The 25,663-nt window shown below is 71.0% G+C and carries 22 protein-coding genes and 2 pseudogenes; 10 read left to right on the plus strand and 14 right to left on the minus strand.

All coding sequences use genetic code 11. The annotated features are described in order from the left end of the window. The first annotated feature begins 64 nt into the window (after positions 1 to 64). A complete protein-coding gene (locus tag ACYVHU_RS11990) occupies positions 65 to 1,561 on the plus strand; it encodes a SulP family inorganic anion transporter (protein ID WP_078761155.1) in 1,497 nt (498 codons plus the stop codon). A gap of 221 nt (positions 1,562 to 1,782) precedes the next feature. On the opposite strand, the pseudogene ACYVHU_RS11995 reads toward ACYVHU_RS11990, so the two are convergent. From ACYVHU_RS11995 to ACYVHU_RS12005, 3 genes and pseudogenes are all read right to left on the minus strand, one after another. Beyond that, positions 1,783 to 1,932 (minus strand): annotated as a pseudogene (locus ACYVHU_RS11995) (helix-turn-helix domain-containing protein); the annotation flags it as partial. A 541-nt stretch (positions 1,933 to 2,473) separates the two neighbouring features. Further along, complete coding sequence (locus ACYVHU_RS12000; RefSeq protein WP_327308171.1) at positions 2,474 to 3,781, minus strand: RNA polymerase sigma factor; 1,308 nt, start codon at positions 3,779 to 3,781, stop codon at positions 2,474 to 2,476. 5 nt (positions 3,782 to 3,786) lie between these two features. Beyond that, positions 3,787 to 4,137, minus strand: coding sequence for a YciI family protein (locus ACYVHU_RS12005; protein ID WP_078761154.1), 351 nt, complete (start codon positions 4,135 to 4,137; stop codon positions 3,787 to 3,789). Between the two features lie 333 nt (positions 4,138 to 4,470). Between ACYVHU_RS12005 and ACYVHU_RS12010 the strand changes: the two genes are divergently transcribed. Both ACYVHU_RS12010 and ACYVHU_RS12015 read left to right on the plus strand, forming a co-directional pair. Beyond that, entirely contained in the window at positions 4,471 to 5,277 is an 807-nt protein-coding gene (locus ACYVHU_RS12010; protein ID WP_078761153.1) for a MerR family transcriptional regulator, read from the plus strand. Beyond that, positions 5,274 to 6,263: a BtrH N-terminal domain-containing protein gene (locus tag ACYVHU_RS12015; RefSeq protein ID WP_078761152.1), complete on the plus strand. Its 990-nt coding sequence runs from the start codon at positions 5,274 to 5,276 to the stop codon at positions 6,261 to 6,263. Before ACYVHU_RS12010 ends, ACYVHU_RS12015 begins: the two co-directional genes overlap by 4 nt. 114 nt (positions 6,264 to 6,377) lie before the next feature. Here the strand turns inward: ACYVHU_RS12015 and ACYVHU_RS12020 are convergent, their stop codons facing one another. Continuing rightward, a complete protein-coding gene (locus ACYVHU_RS12020; protein ID WP_235000872.1) occupies positions 6,378 to 6,596 on the minus strand; it encodes a hypothetical protein in 219 nt (72 codons plus the stop codon). A gap of 263 nt (positions 6,597 to 6,859) precedes the next feature. Between ACYVHU_RS12020 and ACYVHU_RS12025 the strand changes: the two genes are divergently transcribed. Further along, the gene (locus ACYVHU_RS12025; protein ID WP_498948392.1) at positions 6,860 to 7,870 is read left to right on the plus strand and encodes a DUF4158 domain-containing protein; all 1,011 of its coding nucleotides are present in this window, start codon (positions 6,860 to 6,862) and stop codon (positions 7,868 to 7,870) included. Between the two features lie 98 nt (positions 7,871 to 7,968). On the opposite strand, the gene ACYVHU_RS12030 is transcribed toward ACYVHU_RS12025, so the two are convergent. The 3 genes from ACYVHU_RS12030 to ACYVHU_RS12040 form a co-directional block, all read right to left on the minus strand. Continuing rightward, positions 7,969 to 8,697, minus strand: a complete 729-nt coding sequence (locus ACYVHU_RS12030; RefSeq protein WP_078761151.1) for a TetR/AcrR family transcriptional regulator — start codon at positions 8,695 to 8,697, stop codon at positions 7,969 to 7,971. 43 nt (positions 8,698 to 8,740) lie between these two features. Next, entirely contained in the window at positions 8,741 to 9,961 is a 1,221-nt protein-coding gene (locus ACYVHU_RS12035) for an FAD-dependent monooxygenase (protein WP_078761150.1), read from the minus strand. 753 nt (positions 9,962 to 10,714) lie between these two features. Next, on the minus strand, positions 10,715 to 11,320 hold the full coding sequence (locus tag ACYVHU_RS12040; protein WP_078761149.1) for a TetR/AcrR family transcriptional regulator: 606 nt from the start codon (positions 11,318 to 11,320) through the stop codon (positions 10,715 to 10,717). Between the two features lie 64 nt (positions 11,321 to 11,384). On the opposite strand from ACYVHU_RS12040, the gene ACYVHU_RS12045 reads away from it, so the two are divergent. Next, the gene (locus ACYVHU_RS12045; RefSeq protein ID WP_498948395.1) at positions 11,385 to 12,275 is read left to right on the plus strand and encodes an SDR family NAD(P)-dependent oxidoreductase; all 891 of its coding nucleotides are present in this window, start codon (positions 11,385 to 11,387) and stop codon (positions 12,273 to 12,275) included. Positions 12,276 to 12,290: 15 nt separating this feature from the next. Here the strand turns inward: ACYVHU_RS12045 and ACYVHU_RS12050 are convergent, their stop codons facing one another. Then, positions 12,291 to 12,614 (minus strand): hypothetical protein, encoded by a 324-nt coding sequence (locus tag ACYVHU_RS12050; RefSeq protein WP_432940600.1) that lies wholly within the window; start codon positions 12,612 to 12,614, stop codon positions 12,291 to 12,293. A gap of 238 nt (positions 12,615 to 12,852) precedes the next feature. Between ACYVHU_RS12050 and ACYVHU_RS12055 the strand changes: the two genes are divergently transcribed. Together ACYVHU_RS12055 and ACYVHU_RS12060 are read left to right on the plus strand one after the other, a co-directional pair. After that, positions 12,853 to 13,434, plus strand: coding sequence for a TetR/AcrR family transcriptional regulator (locus ACYVHU_RS12055; RefSeq protein WP_078761146.1), 582 nt, complete (start codon positions 12,853 to 12,855; stop codon positions 13,432 to 13,434). A gap of 132 nt (positions 13,435 to 13,566) precedes the next feature. Then, a complete protein-coding gene (locus ACYVHU_RS12060; RefSeq protein WP_078761145.1) occupies positions 13,567 to 14,193 on the plus strand; it encodes an NAD(P)-dependent oxidoreductase in 627 nt (208 codons plus the stop codon). A gap of 1,790 nt (positions 14,194 to 15,983) precedes the next feature. On the opposite strand, the gene ACYVHU_RS12065 is transcribed toward ACYVHU_RS12060, so the two are convergent. From ACYVHU_RS12065 to ACYVHU_RS12090, 6 genes and pseudogenes are all read right to left on the minus strand, one after another. Continuing rightward, positions 15,984 to 16,229 carry an MFS transporter gene (locus ACYVHU_RS12065; RefSeq protein WP_144390038.1) on the minus strand — a complete coding sequence of 82 codons (246 nt, stop codon included), beginning with the start codon at positions 16,227 to 16,229 and terminating at the stop codon, positions 15,984 to 15,986. A gap of 174 nt (positions 16,230 to 16,403) precedes the next feature. Next, positions 16,404 to 17,167 (minus strand): annotated as a pseudogene (locus tag ACYVHU_RS12070) (class I SAM-dependent methyltransferase). 694 nt (positions 17,168 to 17,861) lie between these two features. Next, on the minus strand, positions 17,862 to 18,746 hold the full coding sequence (locus ACYVHU_RS12075; protein ID WP_078761143.1) for a DUF2268 domain-containing putative Zn-dependent protease: 885 nt from the start codon (positions 18,744 to 18,746) through the stop codon (positions 17,862 to 17,864). 222 nt (positions 18,747 to 18,968) lie between these two features. After that, on the minus strand, positions 18,969 to 20,228 hold the full coding sequence (locus tag ACYVHU_RS12080; RefSeq protein ID WP_498948399.1) for a zinc-binding metallopeptidase family protein: 1,260 nt from the start codon (positions 20,226 to 20,228) through the stop codon (positions 18,969 to 18,971). Between the two features lie 447 nt (positions 20,229 to 20,675). Continuing rightward, the gene (locus ACYVHU_RS12085; protein WP_498948400.1) at positions 20,676 to 21,749 is read right to left on the minus strand and encodes a protein kinase family protein; all 1,074 of its coding nucleotides are present in this window, start codon (positions 21,747 to 21,749) and stop codon (positions 20,676 to 20,678) included. 39 nt (positions 21,750 to 21,788) lie between these two features. Next, positions 21,789 to 21,935 (minus strand): hypothetical protein, encoded by a 147-nt coding sequence (locus tag ACYVHU_RS12090; RefSeq protein ID WP_159457235.1) that lies wholly within the window; start codon positions 21,933 to 21,935, stop codon positions 21,789 to 21,791. A 562-nt stretch (positions 21,936 to 22,497) separates the two neighbouring features. Between ACYVHU_RS12090 and ACYVHU_RS12095 the strand changes: the two genes are divergently transcribed. The 3 genes from ACYVHU_RS12095 (at position 22,498) to ACYVHU_RS12105 (ending at position 25,511) form a co-directional block, all read left to right on the plus strand. Then, positions 22,498 to 22,800, plus strand: coding sequence for a hypothetical protein (locus ACYVHU_RS12095; protein WP_498948402.1), 303 nt, complete (start codon positions 22,498 to 22,500; stop codon positions 22,798 to 22,800). Between the two features lie 745 nt (positions 22,801 to 23,545). Further along, positions 23,546 to 24,352: an APH(3'') family aminoglycoside O-phosphotransferase gene (locus tag ACYVHU_RS12100; RefSeq protein ID WP_078761139.1), complete on the plus strand. Its 807-nt coding sequence runs from the start codon at positions 23,546 to 23,548 to the stop codon at positions 24,350 to 24,352. A gap of 199 nt (positions 24,353 to 24,551) precedes the next feature. Next, the gene (locus tag ACYVHU_RS12105) at positions 24,552 to 25,511 is read left to right on the plus strand and encodes a phosphotransferase (RefSeq protein ID WP_078761138.1); all 960 of its coding nucleotides are present in this window, start codon (positions 24,552 to 24,554) and stop codon (positions 25,509 to 25,511) included. Positions 25,512 to 25,663: the final 152 nt, after the last annotated feature.

Here is a 25,663-nt window from a genome sequence, read left to right on the forward strand (position 1 = left end):
CCGGCCCTCGTCCCCGACGTTTCGCGGTCCGAAAGAGCGGGCCGCCCGGCATGAGATCGGACCCATGAGCTCACCCGCGGCGCCCACACGCCGACGTTTCTCCCTCCCGCCCCTCCCCTCCCCGGCGACGCTGCGCACCGAGGTGCTGGCCGGCCTGGTGGTGGCCCTCGCCCTGATCCCCGAGGCGATCTCCTTCTCGATCATCGCCGGGGTCGACCCGAGCGTGGGGCTGTTCGCCTCCTTCACCATGGCCGTGGTCATCTCCGTCGTCGGCGGGCGAAGGGCGATGATCTCGGCGGCCACCGGCGCGATCGCGCTGGTCGTGGCGCCGTTGTCCATCAACCACGGCCTGGGCCATCTCGTCGCCGCCGTCATCCTGGGCGGCGTCTTCCAGGTGGTGCTGGGCGCGCTGGGGGTGGCCCGGCTGATGCGGTTCGTCCCCCGGTCGGTGATGGTGGGCTTCGTCAACGCCCTGGCCATCCTCATCTTCATGGCCCAGGTGCCCGAGCTGCGCGACGTTCCCTGGATCGTCTACCCGCTGGTCGTGGCGGCGCTGGTCATCATGGTCCTGTTCCCGAGGCTGACCCGGGTGGTGCCCGCCCCGCTGGTGTCCATCGTCGCGCTGACCGCGCTGACCATCGGTGCCGGGCTCGCGGTGCCCACCGTGGGCGACAAGGGCGAACTGCCCTCCTCCCTACCGGTGCCCGGCATCCCCGATGTGCCGTTCACCCTGGACACCCTCACCCTCGTCGCTCCCTACGCGCTGGCCTTCGCGCTGGTGGGGCTGATGGAGTCGCTGATGACGGCCAAGCTCGTCGACGACATCACCGACACCCTCTCCAACAAGACGCGCGAGTCCATCGGCCAGGGCGTCGCCAACATCGTCACCGGCCTCTTCGGCGGCATGGGCGGCTGCGCGATGATCGGCCAGACCATGATCAACGTCAAGACCTCGGGCGCGCGCACCCGGCTGTCGACCTTCCTGGCCGGGGTGTTCCTGATGGTCCTGTGCATCGTGTTCGGACCATGGGTCTCCCAGATCCCCATGGCCGCCCTGGTCGCCGTCATGATCATCGTGTCGGTGTCGACCTTCGACTGGCACTCGGTCGCGCCGGCCACGCTCAGGCGCATGCCGCTGGGCGAGACCGTGGTCATGGTCGTCACCGTCGCCGTGGTGGTCGCCACCCACAACCTGGCCATCGGTGTCATCGTCGGCGTCATCACGGCGATGGTGATCTTCGCCCGCCGGGTCGCCCACCTGGTCGAGGTGTCCTCGGTGGTCGACCCCGACGGCGGCCAGGTCGTCTACGTCGTCACCGGTGAATTGTTCTTCGCCTCCAGCAACGACCTGGTCCACCACTTCGACTACGCCGGCGACCCCGACCACGTCGTCATCGACCTGACCCGCGCCCACATCTGGGACGCCTCCACCGTCGCCGCCCTGGACGCGATCACCACCAAGTACGCGGCCCGGCGCAAGACCGTGGAGATCGTGGGCCTCAACGAGCACAGCGCCCGCATCCACACCACCCTCACCGGGGAACTCACCGGCAACCACTGACCGGCCGGCGGCCCGGTCCGGCTCCGAAGGGGCTCCCCTCGCGGCCGGGCACACCCGCGCGCGGGTGTGCCCGGCCGGACCGGTGAGGGGCCGTCAGGTCCGCCCGCGGCGGCAGCGCCCCGGCGGTCGCCGGATCGCCGCGGGGCCGCCACCGCCGCCCACAACCGGTCGTGCTCCCGCGCGTACCGCGCCGGCTGGTGCCGGATCCGCGTCCGCGTCCGCGTCTTCTGCGTGGCATCGGACAGGTGGTTGTGGACGGTCCCCTCCGCCAGGTGGAACCGGGCGGCGATCTCGGCGATCGAATACCCCTCGCTCGTCTCCCGCAGCACGTCGACCTCGCGGCCGGTGAGCGGGTGGTCGTCGCCGGCGATCTCGCCGCGGCCGTGCGGCGGCTCAAGGACGAGTCCGGTGGGACGTCATCCCCTACGGGGGTGGGACGCCCGTGCCGAGCCTCATCACCCAGGACCTGCTCGACGAACTCCACCTGTTCGTCAACCTCGTCGCGCTCGGCGCGGGCGTGCCGGTGTTCCCCCGTCTCGACGCCTACCGGCGTCTCCGGCTCGTCACGGCCCGGCCGTTCGAGTGCGGCGTCACCGCGTTGCGCCTCGAACCGGAACGGTTCTGCCCCTCGGCCGGGACGCCACCGAGGCGGCGTCCCGGCCGTCGAGGGCGCGAGGAGACAGCGGTCCCGCAAGAAAGTCCGGCCCTCCCCCGGAAAGGACCGGCGATCCCGGGTACGGCCGTCCCGCTCCGGGTACATGACGGTCGTCCCACCGGACGGATTCCAGCGGCGGAACCGCTTCGCGGGCCCCGACCATCAGGTGAGCCAATCGGGTCGAATCGGCCCTTCTCGCCACATGAGAACAGGGCCACCCGCTCTCCACGGACCTCCCCGATCTCCGCGCTCGTCGCTCATCCTCCCTGTTCGGAGCCCGAATCCTCGGGAGCGCCCGCGGCGTCCCCACTGGCCTGCCCGGTGGCGCGCAACCTGCGCCACAGATACCTGCGCTCGGGCTCGGTGCCCACCAGTTCCAGCGCCCGCTGGTAGGCCGCGGCGGCCTCGGGCAGACGGCCGAGCCGGTGCAACAGCTCCGCCCTCGCCGCCGCGTAGGGATGGTGGTGGCGCAACCGTTCCTCATCGGCCAGCTCGTCCAACAGGACCAGACCGGCCTCGGGGCCGTCGCGCATCGCCACGGCCACGGCCCGGTTGAGGCGGACCACCGGGGACGGCGCCAGCGCCAGCAGCACGTCATAGAGGGCCACGATCTGCGCCCAGTCGGTGCTCGCCACGTCCACCGCCTCGTCGTGCAGCGCGGCGATCGCCGCCTGCACCCCGTAGACGCCCGCGCGTCCTTCGGTCAGGGCCTCGGTCACCAGGACACGGCCCTCCTCGATGAGATCCCGGTCCCACAGCCCGCGGTCCTGCGCCTCCAGCAGGACGAGTTCCCCGTCCGGCCCGGTGCGGGCCGCGCGACGCGCGTGGACCAGCAGCATCAAGGCCAGCAACCCCGCCACCTCATGCTCGGAGGGCAGGAGGCGGCGCAGGATCCGCGTGAGCCGGATGGACTCCTCGGCCAGGTCCGGCCGCTGGAGCTCCTCCCCCGAACTGGCCGCGTACCCCTCGGTGAAGAGCGAGTAGAGGACCTGGAGGACGTCGGGAAGGCGCCGGGGCAGCTCGTCGGCATCGGGCACCCGGAAGGGGATGCGGGCCTCCCGGATCTTCCGCTTCGCCCGCACGATCCGCTGGGCCATCGTCGCCGTGGGGACGAGGAAGGCCCGCGCGACCTCGGCCGTGGTCAACCCGGCCAGGTAACGCAGGGTCAGTGCCCCACGCGCCGGCGCGGGCAGGGCCGGATGAGCGCAGGTGAAGAACAGTTGCAGCCGCTCGTCGGGGAACTCCGCTCCGGTGCCCTCGGCCGGGGTGGAGGCGGCCCGGCCCGCCTCCACGTACATGACGGCGAGCCGGGCGGCATACGCCTGGTCCCGGCGTAACCGGTCGACGGCCTTACGGCGGGCCGTCGTCAGCAACCAGGCGCCGGGCCGGGACGGGACCCCGTGCGCGGGCCAGTGGGCCAGGGCCGCCTCGATCGCCTCGGAAGCGGCCTCCTCGGCCAGGTCGAGGTCGCCGAACCCCCGGGTGAGGGAGGCGAGGAGCCGCCCGCGCTCCTCGCGGAACAGCGCCTCCATCGCCGCCCCCGTGTCGATCGCCCGTCCCTCCACGGCGGTCAGGCGCCGAAGTCGGCGACCGGCCGCACCACCACCGCTCCCCCGCCGCGCGCCCCCGGGCAGCGTGCGGCCCAGTCCAGCGCGGCGTCCAGGTCGGGGACGTCGATGACATAGAAGCCCCCGAGGAGTTCGCGGCTCTCCGCGAAGGGGCCGTCCACCACCGTTCGCTCCCCGTCGGGACCGACCTGGACGGTGGTGGCGGTGACCAGGTCGGCGAGGGATTCCGCCGACACCAGGATCCCCGCGTCGCGGACCGACGCGTCGTAGTCCATCCAGTCCTGGACGGTGCATCCGACGGCCGTGCCGTCGGCGTCCGCGCTTCCGGCGTTGATCAGCAGCATGTACTTCATGTTCTGGGCTCCTGTCGGCTTCGTGATCTGGGTGCGGTGAAGCGTCGCGCACCATGACGACGAACGGGATACGGCCGGATCGACATCCTCTCCGAGATTTTTCCGAACGATTTCGCGGCCCCTTTCGGGGCGGGCCGTCACGACGGTGTCCGGCGGGCCGCGCACCGTCGGCATCGCGGTACCGACCTCCCCGAACGGTCGGCCCGCCGACCGTGCCCGCCGCCCGGTCCGAACACGTCAAGCGAGGGCGACGGAGCGGGAGAGCGGCGCCGCTCCGCAACCGCCGACACCGCGGGTGGACTCTCCCATCGTGGGAGGGTCCACCATGGTGGGGTGCGAGATGGACTCCTCACCATCGGGCGCTTCGCCCGCCTGTGCCGGCTCAGCGTCAAACAGCTGCGGCACTATGACGAGATCGGGCTGTTGGCCCCGATCCACGTGGACGTCGACTCCGGCTACCGCTACTACGCCCCCGCGCAGGCCGGCGACGCCCTGACCATCGCCCTGCTCCGGGAGATGGACCTTCCCCTCGCCGTGATCGCCCGGACACTGGCCGCCGACCCCGGGGACAGGGCGCGGATCCTGCTTGCCGAGCGGGACCGGCTGGCCGAGCGGATCCGCAGGGATCAGGCCCGACTGGAGATGCTGGAACGGTTGGCCGAGGACGGCCTGTCCGGCTACGAGGTGAAGATGGGCAGGGAACCGCGGCGGCGGCTGGCGGTGGCGCGGACCGTCTGCTCACCCTCGGGGATCGGCGCGGGGGTCGAGGAGTGCGCGGGCCGGCTGCTGCCCGCCCTCGGCCGGGCGGGAGTTGCCTGGGAGCAGCCACTGTGGGGGCTGTACCCGCTGGACGTGGGCGAGCCGATGGAGATCGCCCTCGCGGCGCAGACGCCGCCGGGGTGGGAGGCGCCCGGTCTGGAGTTCGAGGTGCTTCCCGGTGGACCCGTGGTCGAGACCGTGCACATCGGGTCCTACGCCCGGCTGCCCCTGGCCTACAACGCGCTCTTCACCGCCATCCACGAACGCGGTCTGCGCCCGTGGGCCCCCGCGCGCGAGGCCTATGTCGTCGGGCCGGCGAAGACGCTACACGAGGAACAGGTGACCCGGGTGGTCATCCCCGTCCGAGAGGACATGACATGACGAGGGTGAGGGGCGTCGTCGCCCGAGGCGCGCGCCATTGCGAGACGAACACCCTGGGGGTGCTGTTGCGGCACGAAGGGATCGACCTGTCCGAGCCCATGCTCTTCGGCCTCGGCTCGGGTCTGTCCTTCCTCTACTGGGACAGCAGGAACATGGGCTTCCCCTTCCTCGGAGGTCGGGTCAAGCCCTTCGAGCTCACCAGGAACCTGGCGACCAGGCTGGGACTGGAGCTCGCGGTCAAGGAGACCACCTCTCCCCGCAGGGCCTGGGAGAACGTGACGGCCCCCATCGACGCCGGACGCCCCGTCGGGCTGCAACTCGACAGCTACCACCTGGAGTACTTCACGGCGAAGGTGCACTTCGGCGGCCATATCGTCGCCATGTGCGGTTACGACGACCACGACGCCCACCTGGTGGACACCGGACGGCAGGGTGAACCGGTGTCCACGAGTCGGGTCAGCCTCGCCCGGGCCAGGGCCGCGCGCGGCCCGATGACCGCCCGGCATCGTTCCTTCACCCTCACCGTTGCGGGGAAACCGCCCCGCCCCCGGGAGCACGTCGTCCCCGCCATCACGGCCTGTGCCGCCGCCTTCCTCGACCCGCCCATCGCCAACCTCGGCTACCGGGGCATCGAGAAGGCCGCCAGGCTGGTGCCCACGTGGTTCCAGCGGACCGACGACCCGCGGCGGGACCTGTCGCAGGTCGCCTTCCTGATGGAGGAGGGCGGCACCGGTGGCGCCCTGTTCCGCAACCTCTACCGCGACTTCCTCGCCGAGTGCGCCGAACTCCTCGACGACAGCCGCCTGCGCACCGGCCACGGGCTCTACGCCGAGGCCGCGTCCCTGTGGACCGAGGTCGCGGCGCTGATCGCGCGGGCCGGTGGAACGGGTGACGCGCGGTGCCTCGAAGAGGCCGGCACGGTCCTGCGTGACGTTTCGCGCCTGGAACGGGAGGCCATGCGGACGTTGCGCCGCCTCGGGGAGTGAGGTCCGACGGAGATCCCGGGCGTCCCAGCGCGGTGGTCTTCGGAAAGACCCGGAGATCACCGCGCGGGACGTGAGGGGGACGCCGGTGTCCGGCCTGCTTCGAATGCGGGCCGGTCAGTCCAGGTCGGACATGTCGAGCACGAAGCGATAGCGGACGTCGTTGCGCCCCAGGCGGTCAAGGGCCGTGTTCACCTGGGACGATGGCAGCAGTTCGATGTCGGCGGTGATGCCGTGCTCGGGGCAGAAGCGCAACATGGCGGCGGTGGACGGGCGGCCGCCACTGCCGGCGGAGCCGAGCCTCTTGCGGCCGATGAGCAGGTCGGTGGTGTTCACCCGGCCCCAGGTGGCCGAGGTGGCTGAGGGTGCCGGCCACGGCGACCACGCGTGGGTGGGGCCAGGTCGTGGGGGGCGGAGATGGTGTCGATGACCACGTCGAACCGGTCTCGGCCCTCTTCTCCCGAAGCTGCCGCGAAGTGACAAGGAGCTCTCTGTAGCGGATCAGGGGTGGGCTTGTCAGGGGTTTGGATCTTCTGGGCCTGTCGGGGGGTCGTGCTCGGAGAGGTTGGTCCGGTCATGACGACCGGAAGGAGACCGGAGTGCGGCAGGAGTGGGAGCCGGAGGACCTGATCGAGGCCTGGACGCTGCTGGAGGAGGACCAGGAGCGGCTGCGGAACAAGTCGGGGACGAACCGGTCGGGGTTCGCGCTGTTACTGAAGTTCTTCGAGGTGGAGGCCCGGTTTCCGGAGGACGCCGGGGAGATCCCGGTGCCGGCGGTGTCCTACGTCGCCCAGCAGGTGAAGGTGCCCGTGGAGGAGTGGGCCGCGTACGACTGGGCAGGGCGGGCGATCAAGCGGCACCGGATGGAGATCCGGGGCGCGTTCGGCTTCCGTGAGTGCAGCGAGGAGGACCAGGCCCAGCTCGCCGATTGGCCGGCGGTCGAGCTGTGCGGGGTGGAGCTGAACCGGGACCGGCTGGCGGAAGCGATGGTCGCCCGCTGCCGCAAGAACCGGCTGGAGCCGCCGACGCCGGGGCGTATCGCCCGGCTGGTGGGGTCGGCGGTCAGCACCTTCGAGGAACGGTTCTGCGCGGCCACCGTGGGGCGGCTGTCGGCGGCGACCCGGTCCCGGCTGGACGATCTGATCGCTGAGGACACCGGCGCGGGCGAGGAGAGCGCGGGCGGCGGGGGCACCTTCTTCGCTGAGCTGAAGGCAGACCCGGGCGCGCTGGGGCTGGACAGCCTCCTGGCGGAGGTGAACAAGCTCCAGCGGGTGCGGGCGCTGGAGTTGCCGCCGGAGCTGTTCGGGGACATGTCGGAGAAGCTGGTCGCGGCCTGGCGGGCACGGACGGCGAAGGAGTACCCCTCGGACCTGCGGGCGGTGGCAGGTCCGGTGCGGTACACGCTGCTGGCCACGTTGTGCCATGTGCGGGAGACGGAGATCACCGACTCGCCGGTGGAGCTGTTCGTCCAGCTCGCCAGCATCTACCGGGCACTCGCCGAGCACGAGAAGCGGGTGGCGTACCCGGAAGCCATCGAGGCCGCGCACGCCGACTTCGCCGCCCTTCAGGCCGAGGAGGTCCCCGGGCCCCGCCTCGCCACTCCTGCCTGAGCCTCACTCTGATTGCACAATGTTACTCGTCACTCCGTGGCAGCTTCGGGAGAACAGGGCCCTCTAGACAGACCTGAACCCAGGAGGCGTGGGCGTGATCAACCCCGGGGCGCTCCCACGGCCAGCGACCGCAGGTGCTCGACGATGTCGGCGCACACCCGGTCGAAGACGGCCAGGACCTCCTCGGCGGCCGCGCCCAGCACCGCCTCCCCGGGCTCGGAGTCGCCCTCCAACAGCGTGGTGACCGTCTCGGCCAGGACCAGACCGGGGTCGCGGTCGAGGGGCGGTCCGGTGAAAACGGCGGTGGTCTGCACCGCGAAGAACCCTTTCAGCAGCGCGTGCAGCGCGTAGGCCTGGTCGCTCAGGGCCCGGTCCTTGCGGACAAGACCGTGCTGGCGCAGGACATCGAGCACCGCTGTGCACAGGGCTTCGGGCGCGGCCCGGGCGAAGACGTCCCTGCTGTCGGTGTGGTAAGCCATCAACCGCAGGGCGTCCTCGTCGCCGGCCTGCAGGCGCTGGTTCAACAGCGGGACGAGCATGGTGTGCAGCAGCAGAGCTGTCAGGCGTCCGGGCCGCACCAGGCCGGGATCGGCCTCCAGGGCTCGACGGACCTGGTTCAGGCCCTCCACCAGCTCGCGGCCTACCAGGTCCAGCAGCAGGTCCTCCTTAGTGGCCCAGTACAGGTACACGGTGCCCTTGCCCACCCCGGCGGCACGAGCGATCTCGGCGATGGTGACCTTGCGGATCCCATGGTCGAACACCAGCTCGCGGGTGGCGCTGAGGATCCGGGCGGCCTTGGGTGAGTCGTGCTCGACCGGCTGGGGCATGGGGATCGTCCTTCCTGGACCGCGGGCAGGGCCCGAAGAGCTGTCAGGGTGCGGCGATGTCCAGGGCCTTCATCCGGAAGTCCTCGCTCCTGGACATCTGTTTCTGCAGGACCGTGCCGATCAGCGGCGCGTTCCTCAGTCGCATCATCGCAGCCCGCCGACGCTGCTGGGACCGGTCGCCGGGGGTGAAGAGCTGGCGCATCTGCATACCGCTCTTGAGCTGGTAGGCGATGAAGGGCGACAGGCGCTTGTGCCAGGAGTCCAGGGCCCGGCCCAGGTCGTCGGGGTGGCGGTCGAGCATGGTGCCCAGCAGTTCGGCCCCGGCCATGGCGGTGGAGGCTCCCATGCCCGAGTACAGGGTCAGGCACCAGGCGGCATCGCCCAGCAGCACGACGCGGCCGTGGTGCCACTGCCTCATCCGCACCTGGTGGACGGAGTCGAAGAGGAAGTCGTCGGCCTGCTCGAGCTCCTCCATCAACTGGCCCAGGATCGGGCCGGGGGGCTCGGGGCCGAAGGCGGCGCGCACCGATTCCACGGCCGGACGGGCGAACTCGGCGTCCACGTCGCCAGTGCGCCAGGAGAAGAGCAGGCCCGGGGCGTGGTCGCCGAAGGCGAAGGTCCAGGCGGAGCGGCCCGGTTCGGCCAGCACCACGGCGTCCTGGGCGCGGAAGCCCTCCAACGGTCCGCGCATGAGTGTGGCAGCGATCATGTAGTTCAGGGCGTGCAGGTGGTTGGCGTCAGGGCCGAAGACCAGGCGGCGCACGGTCGAGCGCATCCCGTCTGCGCCCACGACCAGGTCGAATGCCTCGGTGGTCTCGGTGCCCGCAGCGGTGTCGTGCAGGGTCACGTGCGCGGCCGCGGTGTCCTGGCGGATGTGCACGGGCACGGTGGCATAGCGGATCTGCACGTCCTGGGGCAGGGCCTCGAACAGGGCGCTCTCGATGTCGCCGCGCAGTACCAGCCGCGGGTGTCCGGGCAGTTCGTCGTACGACATCCCCCTGCTGCGTCTGCCGGCGCGGTCGACCTCGTAGCCGACGGTGTCAGGGGCGGTGCGGTCACCGATCTGCTCCAGGACCCCCAGGCGCCGGGCCGTGGCGACGCCGGTGCCGAACACACCGACGAAGTAGCCGCCCGACCGCCGCCCTGGGGCGCGTTCGACCACGACCGGCTCCCAGCCGATCTGGTGCAGCCGCAGCGCCGCAGCGGCCCCGGCGATACCCAGCCCGACTACCAGCGCCCGCGGTTTGCCACTCGTGCCCGTCATGTCTTGCGTCCCTTCCTCGGAGTCTGCCCATCCCACAGTAGAACCAACTGACCAAAATGCCCAGATGGTCAGTCAGTGGCGTGGGACACAGTCAGACAGCGGAACCTCTCACCTGGACCGGGGCCGAGATCGGGAGGACCGCCGTCGCCCCCGAGGGGCCGGTCAGGGTTGTGCCGGTAACGCCCTCCGTGATGTCAGTGACTGAGCGCGAAGCCCTGTGCGTGTCCGAATGTCGATCATTCGTTGAACACTCCCCCTCGACCGCCCTGGAAGGGGCCTGGGCAGGGGCTGGAGTGTCGAGAAGGCCAGGCGTACGACAACGTGACCAGGACCGTTCTCCGTACGCTCGGGGCGTGGACTCCTCTCCCGTGCTGCTCGACGACCCGCTCGCGCCCGCCCGGGGGCGCGGCCGGTCACGGGTGTCCCGGTGAAGATCTCCCGTTCCTCCCGGGAGATCCGGTATCGCCTGCCGGCCCGTGACGCCTTGAGCCCTCCTTACCCGCAGGGGGCCGGCCGGTGGTGACGCGGAGGCCCGCCGAGGTCGCCACCGGCCCCACCCGGTGGAACCACGGCGTCGACGTCTCCGTCCCGGCCTCCCGGACCCCCAACGGGAAACCGGCACGCCGAAACGGCGCCGGGGGAGAGTAGCTCCAACGGCGCGCGTGGGCGGCGGCCCGCGGGACAACGGTGGCGGAGCGCGCGCTAGGGCCCTCGCCCTGACGACGCCCGGCCGCGGCACTGCGCGGGCGGGTTCTACGGAAGCGGGCGGGTGCCCCGCAAGAACTGGTCGACCGCGGCCTCCACGAGTCCGTCGCGCAGTTCCGGTTTGACGATATTGCCGTTGATGATCGAGGCGATGCCCTGAAGGGTCGCGAACAGGACGATCCCGATCCGCTCGGGGTCGCCCGCCTGGAGCTCCCCTCGCTCCTGCCCCTGCACGATCAGCGCGTTCAACAGCCCGAATGGCGCTTCGGCCGCCTTGACGATCCGTGTCGCACCCGGCCGGTGCTTGCTGGTGTACATCAGCTCCAGGAGCGCGGCGTTCTCGGTGGCGAAGCGGGTGTAGGCCGTCGCGGCGGCCCGCGCACGAGCCGGGAAGTCGTCGCCGGCGTTCGCCAGCGCGCTACGCAACGCGGTGTCGAGCTGGGCGAATCCGGCCTCGGCGAGCGCGTCCAGCAGTGCCTGGCGATCCGGGAAGTGCCGGCGCGGCGCGGCGTGACTGACGCCCGTCTCCTTGGCCAGCTCGCGCAGCGACAACTGGTCCACGCCGCGCTCCCGTAGGACGCGCTCGGCCGCGTCGAGCAGCGCGGCCCGGAGGTTTCCGTGGTGGTAGGGCCGCCCTTGGGTCACGTCTGCCATGGGATCTACGATAGCAGTCATGTTTGCATTGACTACTTTGTTTTCGCTGACTACTTTGTAGTCCATGACAACATTCTCCGTTTCCGACATCCCCTCCCTGGCGGGACGCACCGTCGTCATCACCGGCGCGAACAGCGGGATCGGCCGCGTGACCGCCCGTGTCCTCGCCGCCAGGGAGGCGCGCGTCGTGCTCGCCGTGCGCAGCCCCGAGAAGGGCCGCGCGGCCGCCGCCACGATGACCGGCCACGTCGAGGTCCGGCCGCTCGACCTCGCCGACCTCTCCTCGGTCCGCGCGTTCGCCGAGAACTTCACCGAGCCCGTCGACGTGCTGATCAACAACGCGGGGGTCATGATCCCGCCGCTCTCCCGCACGGCCGACGGCTTCGAGCTACAGTTCGGGACCAACCACCTGGGACACTTCGCGCTCACCAACCTGCTCCTGCCACGGATCCGGGAGCGGGTCGTCACCGTCTCCTCCAACGGGCACAGGGTGGGCGCGATCGATTTCGGCGACCTCAACTGGGAGCACAGGCCCTACCGCGCGATAGCCGCCTACGCACAATCCAAGCTGGCCAATTTGCTGTTCACGACCGAACTCCAACGACGGCTCGCCCGCGTCGGCTCACCGGTGATCGCGACCGCCGCGCACCCCGGCGTAGCGGCCACGAACCTGCTGAGACCCGACGGCCGGCGACGCGCGGTCCACCTCGCGCAGAAGGCGGCGATCGCGCTTTTCACGCAGAGCGACGAGGACGGGGCCCTTCCGACGCTCTACGCGGCCGTGGCGGAGATGCCGGGCGACGGTTACGTGGGCCCGGGGGGCTTCCGGGAGGGACGCGGCGCCCCGAAGCCGGTCGGCCGCTCGGCGCGGGCGCGCGACACCGAGGTGGCGCGCCGCCTGTGGGAGGTCTCCGAAGAGCTGACGAAGGTCACCTTCCCCGAGCGTTCCCTCTGAGCGTCTGCCCCGCGCTCATCGCCTCTCGATCCCGGGATGCTCGACCGGCCGACCTCGCGGAACACCTGGTGGACGCGGTTCCCGCGGGAGCCGGAGCGTGGCCACCCCGGCCGGTGGGCGGGCCGCACCCTCCACCACCGGCGCGGGAGCCCGTGGAGCGGACGCGTCCCCGATCAGCGTGCCGATGCTCCTCAGCACCTCCGACATGGCGCCGAACGCCCTCAGCACGATGATCTTGAGGATGGCGCGTTCCTCGTCGTAGACGGCCTCGACGCGCAGGCGGTCCTCGGGGGCGTGGCCCTGGACCGAGGTCAGGAGTGTGTTGGATAGCCGGATCACCGCCTCGCGGTCGATCGCGTCAACCCCTCTCCGCCTCGGCCAGGACGATCCCTACCACGGTGGACGGCACGGCCGCGGCCGACCATGTGGTCCCACCGGCCCCGCATGGTCACAGCGCCGGCCGTCTCCTACGAGACCGGGGTCTCCAGGTGCGGCCAGGCAGATCGCCTCCTTCACTCTCCGGCGTGGGCGTACAGTACAAACGGAGAGCCGTCCGCTTGTACCGGGAGGATGAGACATGACCCGAGCCGGCGAAGCGGTGCAGCGCGCTGACGCGCAGCGCAACAGGGAGCGCATTCTCAAGGCCGCCGTCGTGGAGCTCGCACGCGACGCGGACGTGTCACTGAGCGCGATCGGCAAACGCGCCGGGGTCGGCCAGGGCACCCTGTACCGCCACTTCCCCGACCGGGAAGCCCTTCTCTGGGCGGTCCACCAGCGCGAAGTCGAAGGGCTCGTCGGCTCCGCCCACGAACTGACCGAGGCGACCGAGCCCGACCGCGCGCTGCGGGCGTGGATGTCACAGCTGGCCCGCTTCGCGCTCACCAAGGCCGGCCTGGGCGGCGTGACACGTCAGACGGACGGCGCCGAGGACACATCCGCCCGCCCGGGGTACGCCCTGGTCATCGGGGCCATCGAGACCCTCCTCGCCGCGAATCGGCGAGCCGGCACCATCCGGCCGGACATCACGGTCGAGGACTTCGTCATCCTGGTCTCCGGCCTGTGGCAGATCGCCCCCGATGAGCGGTGGGAGGCCCGCGCCGAGCGGCTCCTCGATCTGGTCATGGCAGCGCTCCAGGCGGGACCCCGCGCCCTCCGGTAACGTCGTCCCTCTGGGCGTCCTTGTCAGGCGGACAGTCGTCCGCTACGCTCCGGTCAGCCGGACAGCTGTCCGCTTGGCGGGTGTCGCCTTCCTGGAAGGCCGCGATGCTCGGGCGCAGAGAGGGACACGGGTATGAAGCTGCTGATCCTGGGGGCGACCGGCCACACAGGGAAGCATGTCGTCGAACGCGCGCTCGAACACGGCGACACGGTCACCGTCCTCGCCCGCCGGCCGGAGAGGCTCGCTCCCCTGGCGGGGCGCGTCACCGTCGTCGCGGGAGACGCGACGTCGGCCGACGACCTGGCGAAGGCGATGGCCGACCAGGACGCGGTCATCTCCACCATCGGCCGCGGCACCTCCATCCGCGCCAATGATCTCTTCACGCGAGCGGCGAGTGCGGTGGACGCGGTGGCGAAGAAGACCGGGGTCTCCCGCCTCGTCTGGATGTCGTCGTACGGGGTGGGCGCCACATACGAATCGGCAGCGCCCCTTCAGAAGGCCATGTACAAGACGTTCCTGCGCGACATCTACGCCAACAAGGCCCTCTCCGAGAAGACCATCCGCGCGAGCGGACTGGACTGGACGATCGTCTACCCCACCGCCCTCACCAACGGTCCGGCCAAGGGCGCCTACCGCGTGGGCGATCACATCGAGATGAAGGGGGTTCCCCGGATCAGCCGCGCCGACGTCGGGCACTTCATGCACGACGCGGTCCACGATCCCGCCTGGATCCACCGCGAGGTCATCATCACCGACTGACGTGCGCGCGCCATGACCAGCGCGGTCACCTTCCTCCTCGACGGAGCCCGTCCGATTCGCCGCCTCGGCTCCGGCGGTCCGCGTCCGCCGGATTCACCGGCCCGTCCGGCCCCGAGAAGGCGCGGACAGATAAGCCGGAATCCACGAGTGCGCGCAGGGCGCTGCTGACATGCCAGAGCGGACCTCATTCGTGTCCTTTCATGACGCTCCGGTAGCCCAGCGTCGGTTGTCCCACGGTGGAGGGATCGCGGATGAAGCCGTGTCTGCGCTGAAGACATGGCATGCGAATGACGGAGGGTGTCGAGCGGGTCGAGCAGCACGGTCACGTCCGGATCCGGTTCTCCCGAAGGGCCGGGACAGGGCGGGGAATCCGTGGACTGTTACGCGGTCGGGTACGAATCACCGGCTGGTGATTCACGGGGAGGATTCCTTCGGTACGGCGGCAACCCGAGGTGTGGTGGTCCGGGATGGAGAGCATCGCGGGCTCCTCCACCCGGGGCGGCGCCCCTGGTCCGGCACCATCCCCGATCACGTGGCGGCGCCCAAGCACCGGGGAAACCGCCGGGCGGAGCAATCCCCTTCCCTGGGAGCCGGACCGAAGGGGCTTCGAGGCGGGAGAGAGCATCCTGTCCGTCGCCGGCCCCCGTTCCCCAGGCCCCCTGCCGACCAGGAGGGACGTCGGAGTCACCGTCGCGGCGCCGTCCCCTCCGCCAACTTCTTGTCCGTTAAGTACGTTTTGCGTAATTTTCACGACAGGTTGTACCGAAAATTGACGCCACAGAATCGACGCTGACGGCTTTTCTTGCACGGACCGGTGTCATAGATCCTGACGAGACGACACTCCCTCCAACTCGCCCTCAGGGCCATATAGAAGCATTGTCACCGTCCGTGTCCATTCATTGCTCAGTGTAGTTGAACGGATGTCCAATGCTCCCCTTTCGGGGAGGCCTCCTCGTTTCTCGTGGAGCGCGTCGCGCGGAGCGTCCCACCGGACACCCCCTCGTCCAGGTCCGAGTCGGCCAGGTCGGGCGGGATCGCCCTCTTCGTTGTGGGGTGGACTTGGACGCCCCCTCTCTGGGGTGCCGCACCCGCCCCACCCTCGCGGGGATGGGCCCCGCAAACGTAATCCCCTTCCGCTGGCCATTTTGTATTAATACTCGTTCTAAGCCTCCGATAAGGTTCACTTATCGGAGGCCAGAAATCCCATGCCTTCGGAGGTGCTAACGTTTGAGGTTAACGTATTAAGTAGCTTCATTACGTTGTTAACGAAACGAAATTGGCGGGGGGTGTCCGCTCGCGCGACGAGGTGGTCGCAGCAGCGCTCGGCCCCCCGCCCATGGGAAGGCCGAGCGCGGGAGGAATCAGCGGTGGAGAGCCGGGCTTCGGTTCGGCGATGAGCAGGGCCCCGCCACGACCTGTTCCCACGGGAGCCACCCGCGGTGGAACTTCCCGTGCGCCCCATCGGCCACGGCGCCCTCCCGCACCTCGACCGCGATCCCCCGCTGGAGCAGGTCACTGAAGACGATCAGCCCCTCCGATGGGTTGCGGCCCGGGCGATCGACTCGTGGACGGTCAGCATGTCCCCTCACGGATGCGCGACAGCGCGGACCGGTCCGCGACGCGGCGAGCTCGCCGCTGGTCTTCTTCTCGAACGATCTGGCCCAAGCCGCATGCCGCCGTTGGTCTCTCTTCTCGTCGGTGCTGACCCGGACCAGGCCGATGAACGCCAGACGGACCGGCTCCCGTTCATCGGACGTAGCCTGCGCGGAAGAGGCACGACGCCGAGAGCCTCAACACACCTGTTCGATGACCGGATGTCGCTGTCCGCTGAGAGACTTCTTGGATGGCAGCCGGATGAGGGGGTCGACCATGAGGGCGCCGAACGCGAGCGGCCCTCCGGCGAGGTTGGGGCTGCTGTCGCCGAGTCCCGCGCTGATGACGTAGCCGCCGAACCGGGCACCGATGGCGTTGCCGAGGTTGAACATGCCGATGTTCATCGAGGAGGCGAGGTTGGGGCCCCGGCGCGTTCGGCTCACTCCGTCACCAGACGCTGGATAGGGGAAACGGTGGCGAATCCAGCGGCGGCCATGAGGGAGCCGGAGGCGTCATCGGAACCCCGCGGGCGCTGAACGGGCTCGTCGCCCGTCTCACCTCACCGTCGCCTCGCCGGACCTCCGGCTCCGCTCATGATCTGCGACCGGCTCGTCGTTCTAAGGCGTGGGCGACGGCGGCACCTCAAGGACGAAGAAGAGGAAACCGATCCCGGTCGACAGGGCGTGGAAGTCGTCGGGGAACAGCTCGCGGGCGGCCGGATCGGGCTGCGGCTCGCTGACGACGGCAAGGCGGAAACCGGCGGCCGTGAAGGCATCGGTCATCGCGTGCAACGGCCTGCGCCACAGCTTCAGCGTGACGGGCTGTCCGCTGAACGTGAAATCCTCGATATAGCTGGTGGTCGCGAAATAGTCGGGCCGGGGGCTTGGATCGCGTAGTCCACGAACGGGTGGTGCACCGAGGCGATCAGCCGGCCGCCGGGCCTGAGCACGCGCCGCATCTCGGCCAGCGTCGGCCCCCAGTCCTCCAGGTAGTGCAGGACCAGTGACGCGACCACGTCGTCGAACGCCCCGTCGGGGAAGGGGAGGGGGTCGCTCAGGTCGCATACGCGCAGGTCCACATCATCGCCGAGCCGCCGCCTGGCCAACGCCAGCATTCCGGCACTGGCGTCGATGCCGGTGACGTCGGCACCGCGGTCGCGCAGAGCAGCGGACAGGGGGCCCGCGCCGCAGCCGGCGTCCAGGATCCGGCGGCCGGCCACCTCACCGGCGAGGGCCAGCATCGCGGGCCGCTCGTAGTAGGCGTTCTGGAGGTTGTTCTCGTTGTCCGCCATATAGGCCTCGGCGAAGCCGTCGTAGTCGTTCGCCTGGCCCGGACGCGCGGCCCGGGCGGGAGTCCCAGGCATGTCGGTGACTCGGTCCATTCCCGGAGCCTAGTGATCACGTGATCCGCCGGGTAGTCCCTGGACCCGGTTCGGGAAGGGGGGCCGCCCGGATGGAAGGCCGGCCGCCGACCGGGGCGAGGTCTCGCCCGAACCGGTGTCTCCGCAGCTCGGCTGGGCGGATCGAGCGAGTCGGCACAGCGGGTCCCGGGCCGGGCCTGCGGTGGCGGGGCCGCCTCGGGTGGCCGAGGTCGGCCGCGCCGGCCCGTCAGGGCCTGGCCTCCAAGACGCCGACACCCCGGATCCGAAAGGAGGATCGGCGGGCGGCCACACCACGCCACCGCGGCACGGTCTCCTCGGCCGACGACGCCCTCGACGCGCCGAGCTCGCTCACCACCTCGAACCTTCCGGCGCGGGCGGGCGGCGCCGAGCGATCGCGGACGGCTACGGCGCCGTCATCGCCGATTCGTGGATCCCGGGACCTTGCCGCCGGGCGGCACTGTGAGCACAGCGCCCTTGGTGCCCCCCTGTCGGCCAGGCCCTCGGTGATGGCCGCACACCCATGCCGAGCCGGTGCACGGCCAGGTCCGATTGTTGCCGGGCGACCGCCGTGGGGTCGGACCAGGAGCCGTTCTCGGCACCCCGGGGACAGTCCAGGAAGCCCGAAGCGATCCTGGTGGCGCGACTGCCCGCCGTCGTCACGGGCTCCTGGACCGTCCGCTCCACCGCTCCGGCGTCACCTGCGGCGGAGCGTGGCCGCGATGATCTCCGAGCTGTCGGCGTGCAGGGCCTGCGCCGCCGTCTGCCCGGTCACCGCCAGGTAGGTGTCGACCAACCGGTTGCCCGCGGCGTACCCGGCGCCCATCGGCAGTCCCACCGGGGTGAGGCCGAAGCGCTCGGCGCTGGGGTCGCCGTGCACCCAGGCGGTGAAGTTCTGCATGCCTGTCACGTCGAGCCCGGTGAGTACCTTGGCGAAGACCTCGTCGTCGCGCAGGTGCGGTACACCGATGCGGGTGGGGCCGAGCTCGTCGCCGTAGAGCTGTCGGGCGAAGGCGTCGGCCAGCCCCTCGGAGACGATGTGTTCGCCGACCGTGACGGACATCGGGTCCCACACGACCCCGCCGGGGCCGAACCGCAGGTTGTGGTGGAGCTCGTGCACGCAGGTGGCCTCCAGCCGCTCCACGTTCTCGGGGTAGGGCCACAGCGTGATCGCGATGTGGCCCGAGATGCCGCCGAACCCGGTCACGCCTTGGCAGGGACCCATGAAGTGTTCGTCCCCCGGATCGCCGAGCACGAACAGCACGGTGATGTCCGGATCCTCCAGCCCCGGTGTCGCCTCCAGCAGTACGGCGAGAGCGTCGTCGAAGGCGCGTTGCATCCGCTCCCAGGCCCCGGCCGCCGCCAGGGTTTCGAGCGCGTCGAGGCAACGCTCCTCGTCCCGGTCGATGGGGAACCCGGACGTCTCGACGTGCACGGCCGGCAGGTCGACCTCACCGGGCTGGTAGCGGTACATCCCCCTGCTGGGCTCCAGCATCGAACGCAGCAGGTCGACGCGGTCTGCGGCCGGGGCCAGCAGGATCCGCCTCATGACGGAGTAGGTGTCGAGAACAGTGATCGGCATGGGCCCGATGCTAGAAACTGACGTAGCGTCAGGGTCAAACCGGCGGCGCGCTTCGTCGAGGTACGGGCGGAACGCCATCGTCCGGTCCCGTCGTGGCCGGTGCTTCGCGGCTGTCCCGCCATCCCGTCGGGCCGGCCTTTCCGGAGTCCTCGGGGGCGTCCGCCCACGATGACGCCCGCCGCCCGGGGCCGATGGTCCGCTCCCATCGCGCCCGTGGGGACGTCACGGAGCACGGGTGAGCCACTGCGCGGCGGCGACCACGATGGCCCGCACGCCGGTGTCGATGGTGGGCTGGACCACCGGGGCGAACCGGGCGCTGTGGTTGACCGGGACGTCGCTGTCGAGGGTGCCGTTCTTCGCCGCCCGAGCGTACTGGTCGGGGTCGGTGCCACCGATGCCCCAGTAGGTGTAGGGCACGCCGAACGCTTTCGGGATCTCGCTGAAGTCCTCGCTGGCGGTCTGTGGGTCGAGGGTGGTGGCCCGGTCGCCGAAGTGCCGGGCGAACGCGCGGGCGACCTTCCCGGTGGTCGCCTCGTCGTTGACGGTCGGCGGGAAGCCGCCGAACCGCTCGATGTCCGGCGGTTTCGGCGTGTCCGCCGCCGCGCACTCGGCCTTGGCGATCCGTTCGATGGCCGCGCGCACCTTCGCCCGGGTGTCCTCGTCGTAGGTGCGGACGTTGATCTCCATCCTGGCGGACTCGGGGACGTTGTTGGGGTTGGTGCCGGCGTGCACGCTGCCCACGGTCACCACGGCGGGGGTGAGCATGCCGATCTCGCGGGAGACGATGGTCTGCAACCGCACGACGATCATCGACGCGATCACCACCGGGTCGACGCTCGCCTGTGGTTGTGAGCCGTGGGCGCCTCGCCCGTGTACGGTGATCCGGTAGTTGTCGGCCGCCGACAGGACCGGGCCGGATCGGGTGCCGACACGGCCCGCCGGCATGGGCAGGACGTGCTGGGCCAGGCACACCTCGGGACGGGGAACGCGGTCGGTCAGGCCGTCGGCGACCATGGCGTCGGCGCCGTCGCCGGTTTCCTCTGCGCACTGGAACAGCGCGACGAGGGTGCCGTTCCAGGCGTCGCGGGACTCGGCCATGAGCCGGGCGGCGCCGAGCAGGCAGGTGACGTGGACGTCGTGCCCGCAGGCGTGCATGACCGGCTGTGGCGTGCCTCCCTCCCCGGGCGCGGTGGTGGCGCTGGCATAGGACAGGCCGGTCCGCTCCTCGATCGGGAGGGCCTCCATGTCCGCCCGGACCAGTACCACCGGCCCGTCGCCGTTGGCGAGCACACCCGCCACTCCGGTGTCGCCGATCCCGTCGCGCACGTCGTAGCCGCAGTCGGTCAGCAGCCGCGCGACCCGGTTGGATGTGCGATGCTCGGCGTGGCCGAGTTCGGGATGGGAGTGCAGGTCCCTGTACAACGCCTCCAGCTCGGGTCCGATCCGGCTCAGACCCGCGAGGATGTCCGTGCTGCCCGGCATGCCCGTGCCCCCTTCCACCACGACAGGCGACATGCCTGGTCGTTCCCTGCGGCCCCGTCGGCCCATGCCAAGCCGGGGGCAAACTCCCCGCCAACCTGGGGGTGCGCGAGCAACGGAACGAAATCCCGCGCCAAGGCCGGGCCTGGGCGTGCGACAGCGGCCCGCTCTCCTCGCGGCCGACGTTCCCCCGCCCGACCATCACCGGAGGGCAGCGGCCCGCCCGACACCGCCGCCTCGAACCCCTGCACCGCGTCCTCGATGAGACGGTGGGCTACCGCGCGCTCAGGCCGCGGCATGCCCGGCGCCGCCCTCCGCCTGATCCGCATCACCCCACTGGCCGGCGACGACATCGTTCAAGACGACGGCCGTGTCCTCATCCGCCTCGGCGATCCGTCGGCCCCGGTCCCCGGCCTCCTCACCTCTCAGGAGGAGGGAGATCCGGATCCCTCAACCGCGTGCTGCCCCGGCGGCCGCGGCACGGTCGAGCTCGGCGGCCGGAAAGGGTGTCTGCTTGCTCTTCGTGAGCAGCCGGCGGTGGAAGTCGTCCAGGACAACGGTGCTTCGGACATGCCGCTCGATGATCGCCGCGGTCTCCGGTGGAACACCGCCGGGCCTGCGCCCCGCGCTCCACTTGTGCAGGAACACGTCTCTTTCCACATCGCCCCGAAGGCGGTCGACGAGGTGGTGGAGCAGATGGCTCGCGATGTAGTGGCGGTCGTAGGCGAGATGATCCGAAAGGAACCGCCTCTCGGCTGCTGAGAGCTCGAAGTCCGAGCTCAGCGCCAGTCCGAAGTCCGCGAAGCAGATCAGTTGTCCGTCGGTCAGGAGGTTGTTGAAATGGGCGTCGAAGTGCACGAGCCCGTGAGAGCTCATGAACGCCGCTCCCCGCGCCAAGGCGTCCTCCACCCGCGGACAGGGAGAGCCGGCACCGGCCGGCGCCGCGTTCTCCCGGTGTTCGCTCAGCCACGCGCCGAGGGTCTGCGGCACGTGCTCAAGGAAAAGCACCAGGCTGTGGGAGGAACGGCCGATGGCCTCCAGCCGTTCGCGCACGGCCGGTGAGCCCTCCCAGTGGGCGACCGCGCCGTCGATGCCGCCGAACTCGTCCACGAAACCCTCGGGAGGGGAATCGGGCAGGACACGCCAGTGGTACATCAGGGGGAACCCCTCGTGCTCCCCGTCCAGGACCCAGGCGCTGGTCATGGTATGGACCGCCAGCTCCCGCCAGGCACCGAACCCGGCCGACCCCACTCCGTACTGGTAGAACAACGGCAGGCCGAAGAGGTTCGCCGTGGACCGGACGTTTTCCGGCCGGGCCTCGACGTCGGTCAACGGCACCCTCTTGACGAAGACCCGCGTCCCGTCGATGTCCACTTCCGCGGACCTGCCGCCGATGCCGGATCCGACCGCGGCGGCCGACGCCACGACGTCACCGAGCCGCCGGTCGCTCGACAACGACAGACGAGCGGCCACGGTCTCATAGGCGGCGAGCCGCGCCGCGTACGTGGAATCGAAGCGGCGCATTGACGGCTCCTCGGCGCACCGACCCCAAGGCGTCGGTGATCACATGGACGGATCGACTCTATCCTGCCCGGGTTTCCCGAAGCCTCGGCGATCCGCGAAGCAGCCCGTGACGCGCGCTTGGGCCGGCGGCTGGTGGAAGAACCGCTCTTCGCCCTCGGAAACGATCGACGCGGGCAGGTCGAGCATCGGCAAAGCGTCGAGAAAACGTGGCCGGAAACCCCGGGTGTCCGACAAGCGGGGGCGGCGTTTCTCCCGCGCTCTCCGGTTGGACGCCGTCCTCGTCCCACCCGATGACCCGCTCGCCCCGGCCGTCGGCGGGGCGCTGATCGGGCACGCCCGGCTCTCCCCAGGGTCAGCGCTCGACGTCGGCTCGCCCCCTCCCTGCGGCCGGGGACACCCGTGTCTTCGCCGGCAAGGCCTGCGGTCACGCCCCCGAGCCCCCTGACCTCCCCGCCTGCTCATCTGCGCGGAACCCCACCGCCATGCCCCAGATGCCGCGGGCAGAGGCGAACCCCTTGGAACGGGGTTCCGTTGATGGTCCGCCCCCAGGCCCAACGGGGCCGCGCCCGCCTCACGCGGGGCGGGGAGCCGCCAAGAACCCGGGCCGCTCCTCGACGGCGGAGGACCCGAGACCGCCGGACCGGCGTCGGCGCACCTCGCGTCCGCCTTGTGCTCGCCCGGCCGGGATCGGCCAGCCTCGTTGCCGGGAACGCCTGCGGACCGACGTCGAGCGCGGCAGGATCGCTTCATGGCAGACATGACCGACGACTACGTGAGCATCCGCCTGCGTGGCGGTCCGCCCTACTGGGCCGGAAAAAGCCTGGACAAGGTCTACAACCGCAATGAGATCGAGGGCGTCCCGCTGGACGAGCTGGGTGTCATGCTGTTGGTGCCGGACGGGGTGGGGGTGCCCGAGCAGCCCGAGGGCGAGGACGAGACCCCCCGCGCGCTCTACGGCCCCGAGAGCGAGGACGACCGCTACACGTGGGTCTTCCAGGGCTTCCTCCCCACCTCGGCGTCGGATCCGGGAGCGGCCTTCCAGGGCGGTTGACCGGGATGCCCCTCCTGGTCCCGGCAGGGAGGTTCCCACGTGAGAAGGCCCGCCTCGAAGATGGGCGCTGCCCGGGCCCGGGGGCGAACGGCCACGGTGAGGGCATTGCGCGCGGATGGGCGGGCCGCGTGGGCGCTTCCCCAAACCGGGCACCGACACCAACTCGATCGCTGGTCGAGGTGGCCCCGCAGGAGACGGACGGCAGGTCGGCGGCGCCGCCCCGGCCTGGGGCCGGCCTCCAGGGCGCGGCCCCAGGACACCGCTTCAGCGGTGGGCGAGGAGACCCTCCCGAACACGGTGCGGACACCGACCACGCCGTGGAAACGCGGCGGTGCCGGCCCGACAGGCGTGTAAGCGCTGTTCCACTCGCGTCGCCTTGGACCGCCGGCCGGGTAGGGCCGCGCCCGTCCCGCCGCGACGGCTCCGGTACTCCAGGCGGCCACCGCGGCGCCGGCGTGGGTCTGAGACCGGGCCGATCGGTGAGCGGGGCGAGACCGCTCGAACACGCCCGCTCCGCCTGGCCGGTGCTGTGAGGGGGACGCTCGGGCGGTGTTCTCCCCAAATCGGAGGAACCCGGGAGTCCTTGCGTCATCGGGACCGGGCGGGAAACGTCGGCACGCGGACGTCAAGGGTTCGCCTCACCACGGTCGAGGCCGACCGGACGACCGCTCCCCCCTTGTCGAGGGGGTCGCGGGTTCCCACGTCGACCGTCGAGGCGGGACGCTTGGGCGCTAGGCTGACGGCCATGGTCGAATCGGTCCCTCCCCCGTGGGCGCGGTTGCCCGGCGACGGCTGGACGGCGGTGACGGTGGGCGAGTCGGGGGCCGCCGTCTTCCGCTCCGCTGACGGGTCGCGGTACGCCAAGTGCGTCCGGGGCGACCAGGCGGTCTCGTTGGAGGCGGAGCGCGATCGGGTCGAGTGGCTGAGCGCGCAGGCGGTTCCCGGACCACGCGTGCTCGACTGGCGGGCCACCGACGAAGGGGCCTGCCTGGTCACCAGCGCCGTCCGGGGAGTGGGCGCCGACACCCTCTCCGCTTCGAGGCTCCGGGCGGCGTGGGGGACGATCACGGACGCCGTACGCCGGCTGCACGACCTTCCCCCGTCCCGCTGTCCGTTCTCCCGGGACCTCACCCGCATGTTCGCCGCGGCCCGTGACGTTGTGGCGCGGGGCGCGGTCAACCCGGAGTTCCTGCCCGTGGAACAGCAGCGGACCCCACCCGAGCGGCTGCTCGCGCGGTTGGAGCCACAGCTCGGACACCGCCTGGAGCAGGAGGCCGACGAGAGTGTCGTCTGCCACGGGGACCTGTGCCTGCCCAACATCATCCTCGATCCGGAGACCCTGGACGTGGCCGGCTTCATCGACCTGGGGCGGCTCGGACGGGCCGACCCCTACGCCGACATCGCGCTCCTCCTCGCCACCGCCCGGGAGAGGTGGGACGACGAACGGCAGGCGGAGGCGGCCGAGAAGGACTTCGCCGATCGGTACGGCCTCGTCCTCGACCGTGACCGGGAACGGTTCTACCTCCACCTCGATCCCCTCACCTGGGGGTGAGGGGATCGAGGTGTCGGCCGGGGTGGACCCGGCGGTGTCCTCCGGCCGTCCGAGCCCGCCGAGACGGCCGGGACAACACGCCCCGGGATTCGCCCCCGGCGTTCGACGGCTCGTCGGGGCGCCGAGGAACCCGAACCGGTGAGTACCGCGCCCCGGGAGCCGCCGTCACTCCCGCGCCGCGGCATGGAACGATCACCCCATGACCGATTCCGTGACACCATCGCAGATCGCCCGCCGCACCTCCGCCGCGGTCGACGCCGCGGTCGGGGCGGGGCGTGATCTCGGGCTCGCCGTGACCGACGCCGTGGTGCTCCATGACCTCTTCTCCGTCGTCGTCCACCTCGCCCCCTCACCGGTCGTGGCCCGGGTGCCCACCGTCCTGCCGCACTGCACGGACCTCGCCTCCCTGGCGCACCGCCAGCGGGCGGAACTGGACGTGACGCGGTGGCTCGCGGCGCGGGGAACTCCCGTGATCCCTCCCAGCCCCCTCGTGCCCCGAGAACCTGTTCAGCGCGACGGGTTCTCGATGACGTTCTGGCGGTTCGTCGAGGAGAGGCGGGAGGGGGAGCCCGACTACGAGGCGAACTCCGAGAGCGTCGCCGACCTGCACGCCGCGATGCGCGACTACCCCGGCCGGCTGTCGTTCCTGTCGTCGGCCGAACCCGAGTTCGTCGCGGAAAGCCTCACCCTGCTCGACAAGCGTCGCGACCTCATCGGCCCGGATGATCTGGACCGCGCGCGCCGAGAGTGGCAGGTTCTGGAACCCCTCGTCCGCTCGCGCGCGGCGTTCGAGGAGGCGTTTCCGGGGATCGACGTCCAGCCCGTCCACGGCGACTCTCCGCCCGCGAACATCTTCCCCGGGGTGGACGGGGACCTCTACTCCGACTTCGAGCTGGTCACGTTGGGTCCCGTCGAATGGGACCTGGCCGCGCTCGGCCCCGCCCTCGAATCCGCCTACGACCGTGGCGCGCGGCGCAACGGCATGAGGACGTTGAACGGCGACGTCCTGGGTTTCGTGAACGCCGTGGGGATGCTGCGGGTCATCGCCTGTCTCACGCTCACTTCGCAGCTTCCCTCGTTGCTGGGATACCTGGAACCGTCCATCGAGCAGTGGCGGGCGATGCCGTTCGCCGGCGGCGTGGTCGGCCGACACGGGTGAGCCCCGCCCCCGTCCTCCGGCACCTGCCGGGGCGGGGGCGTGACCGTGGCGACGGGGTTCTCGCGCCTTCGGTGCCAGCACCACCGGTGCCGGCGGCCTGCACCCCGGGACGACGCTCCGTGGACGGGTCCGGGGCAGCGGTGACGGCATCG

The organism is Marinactinospora endophytica (assembly GCF_054780875.1).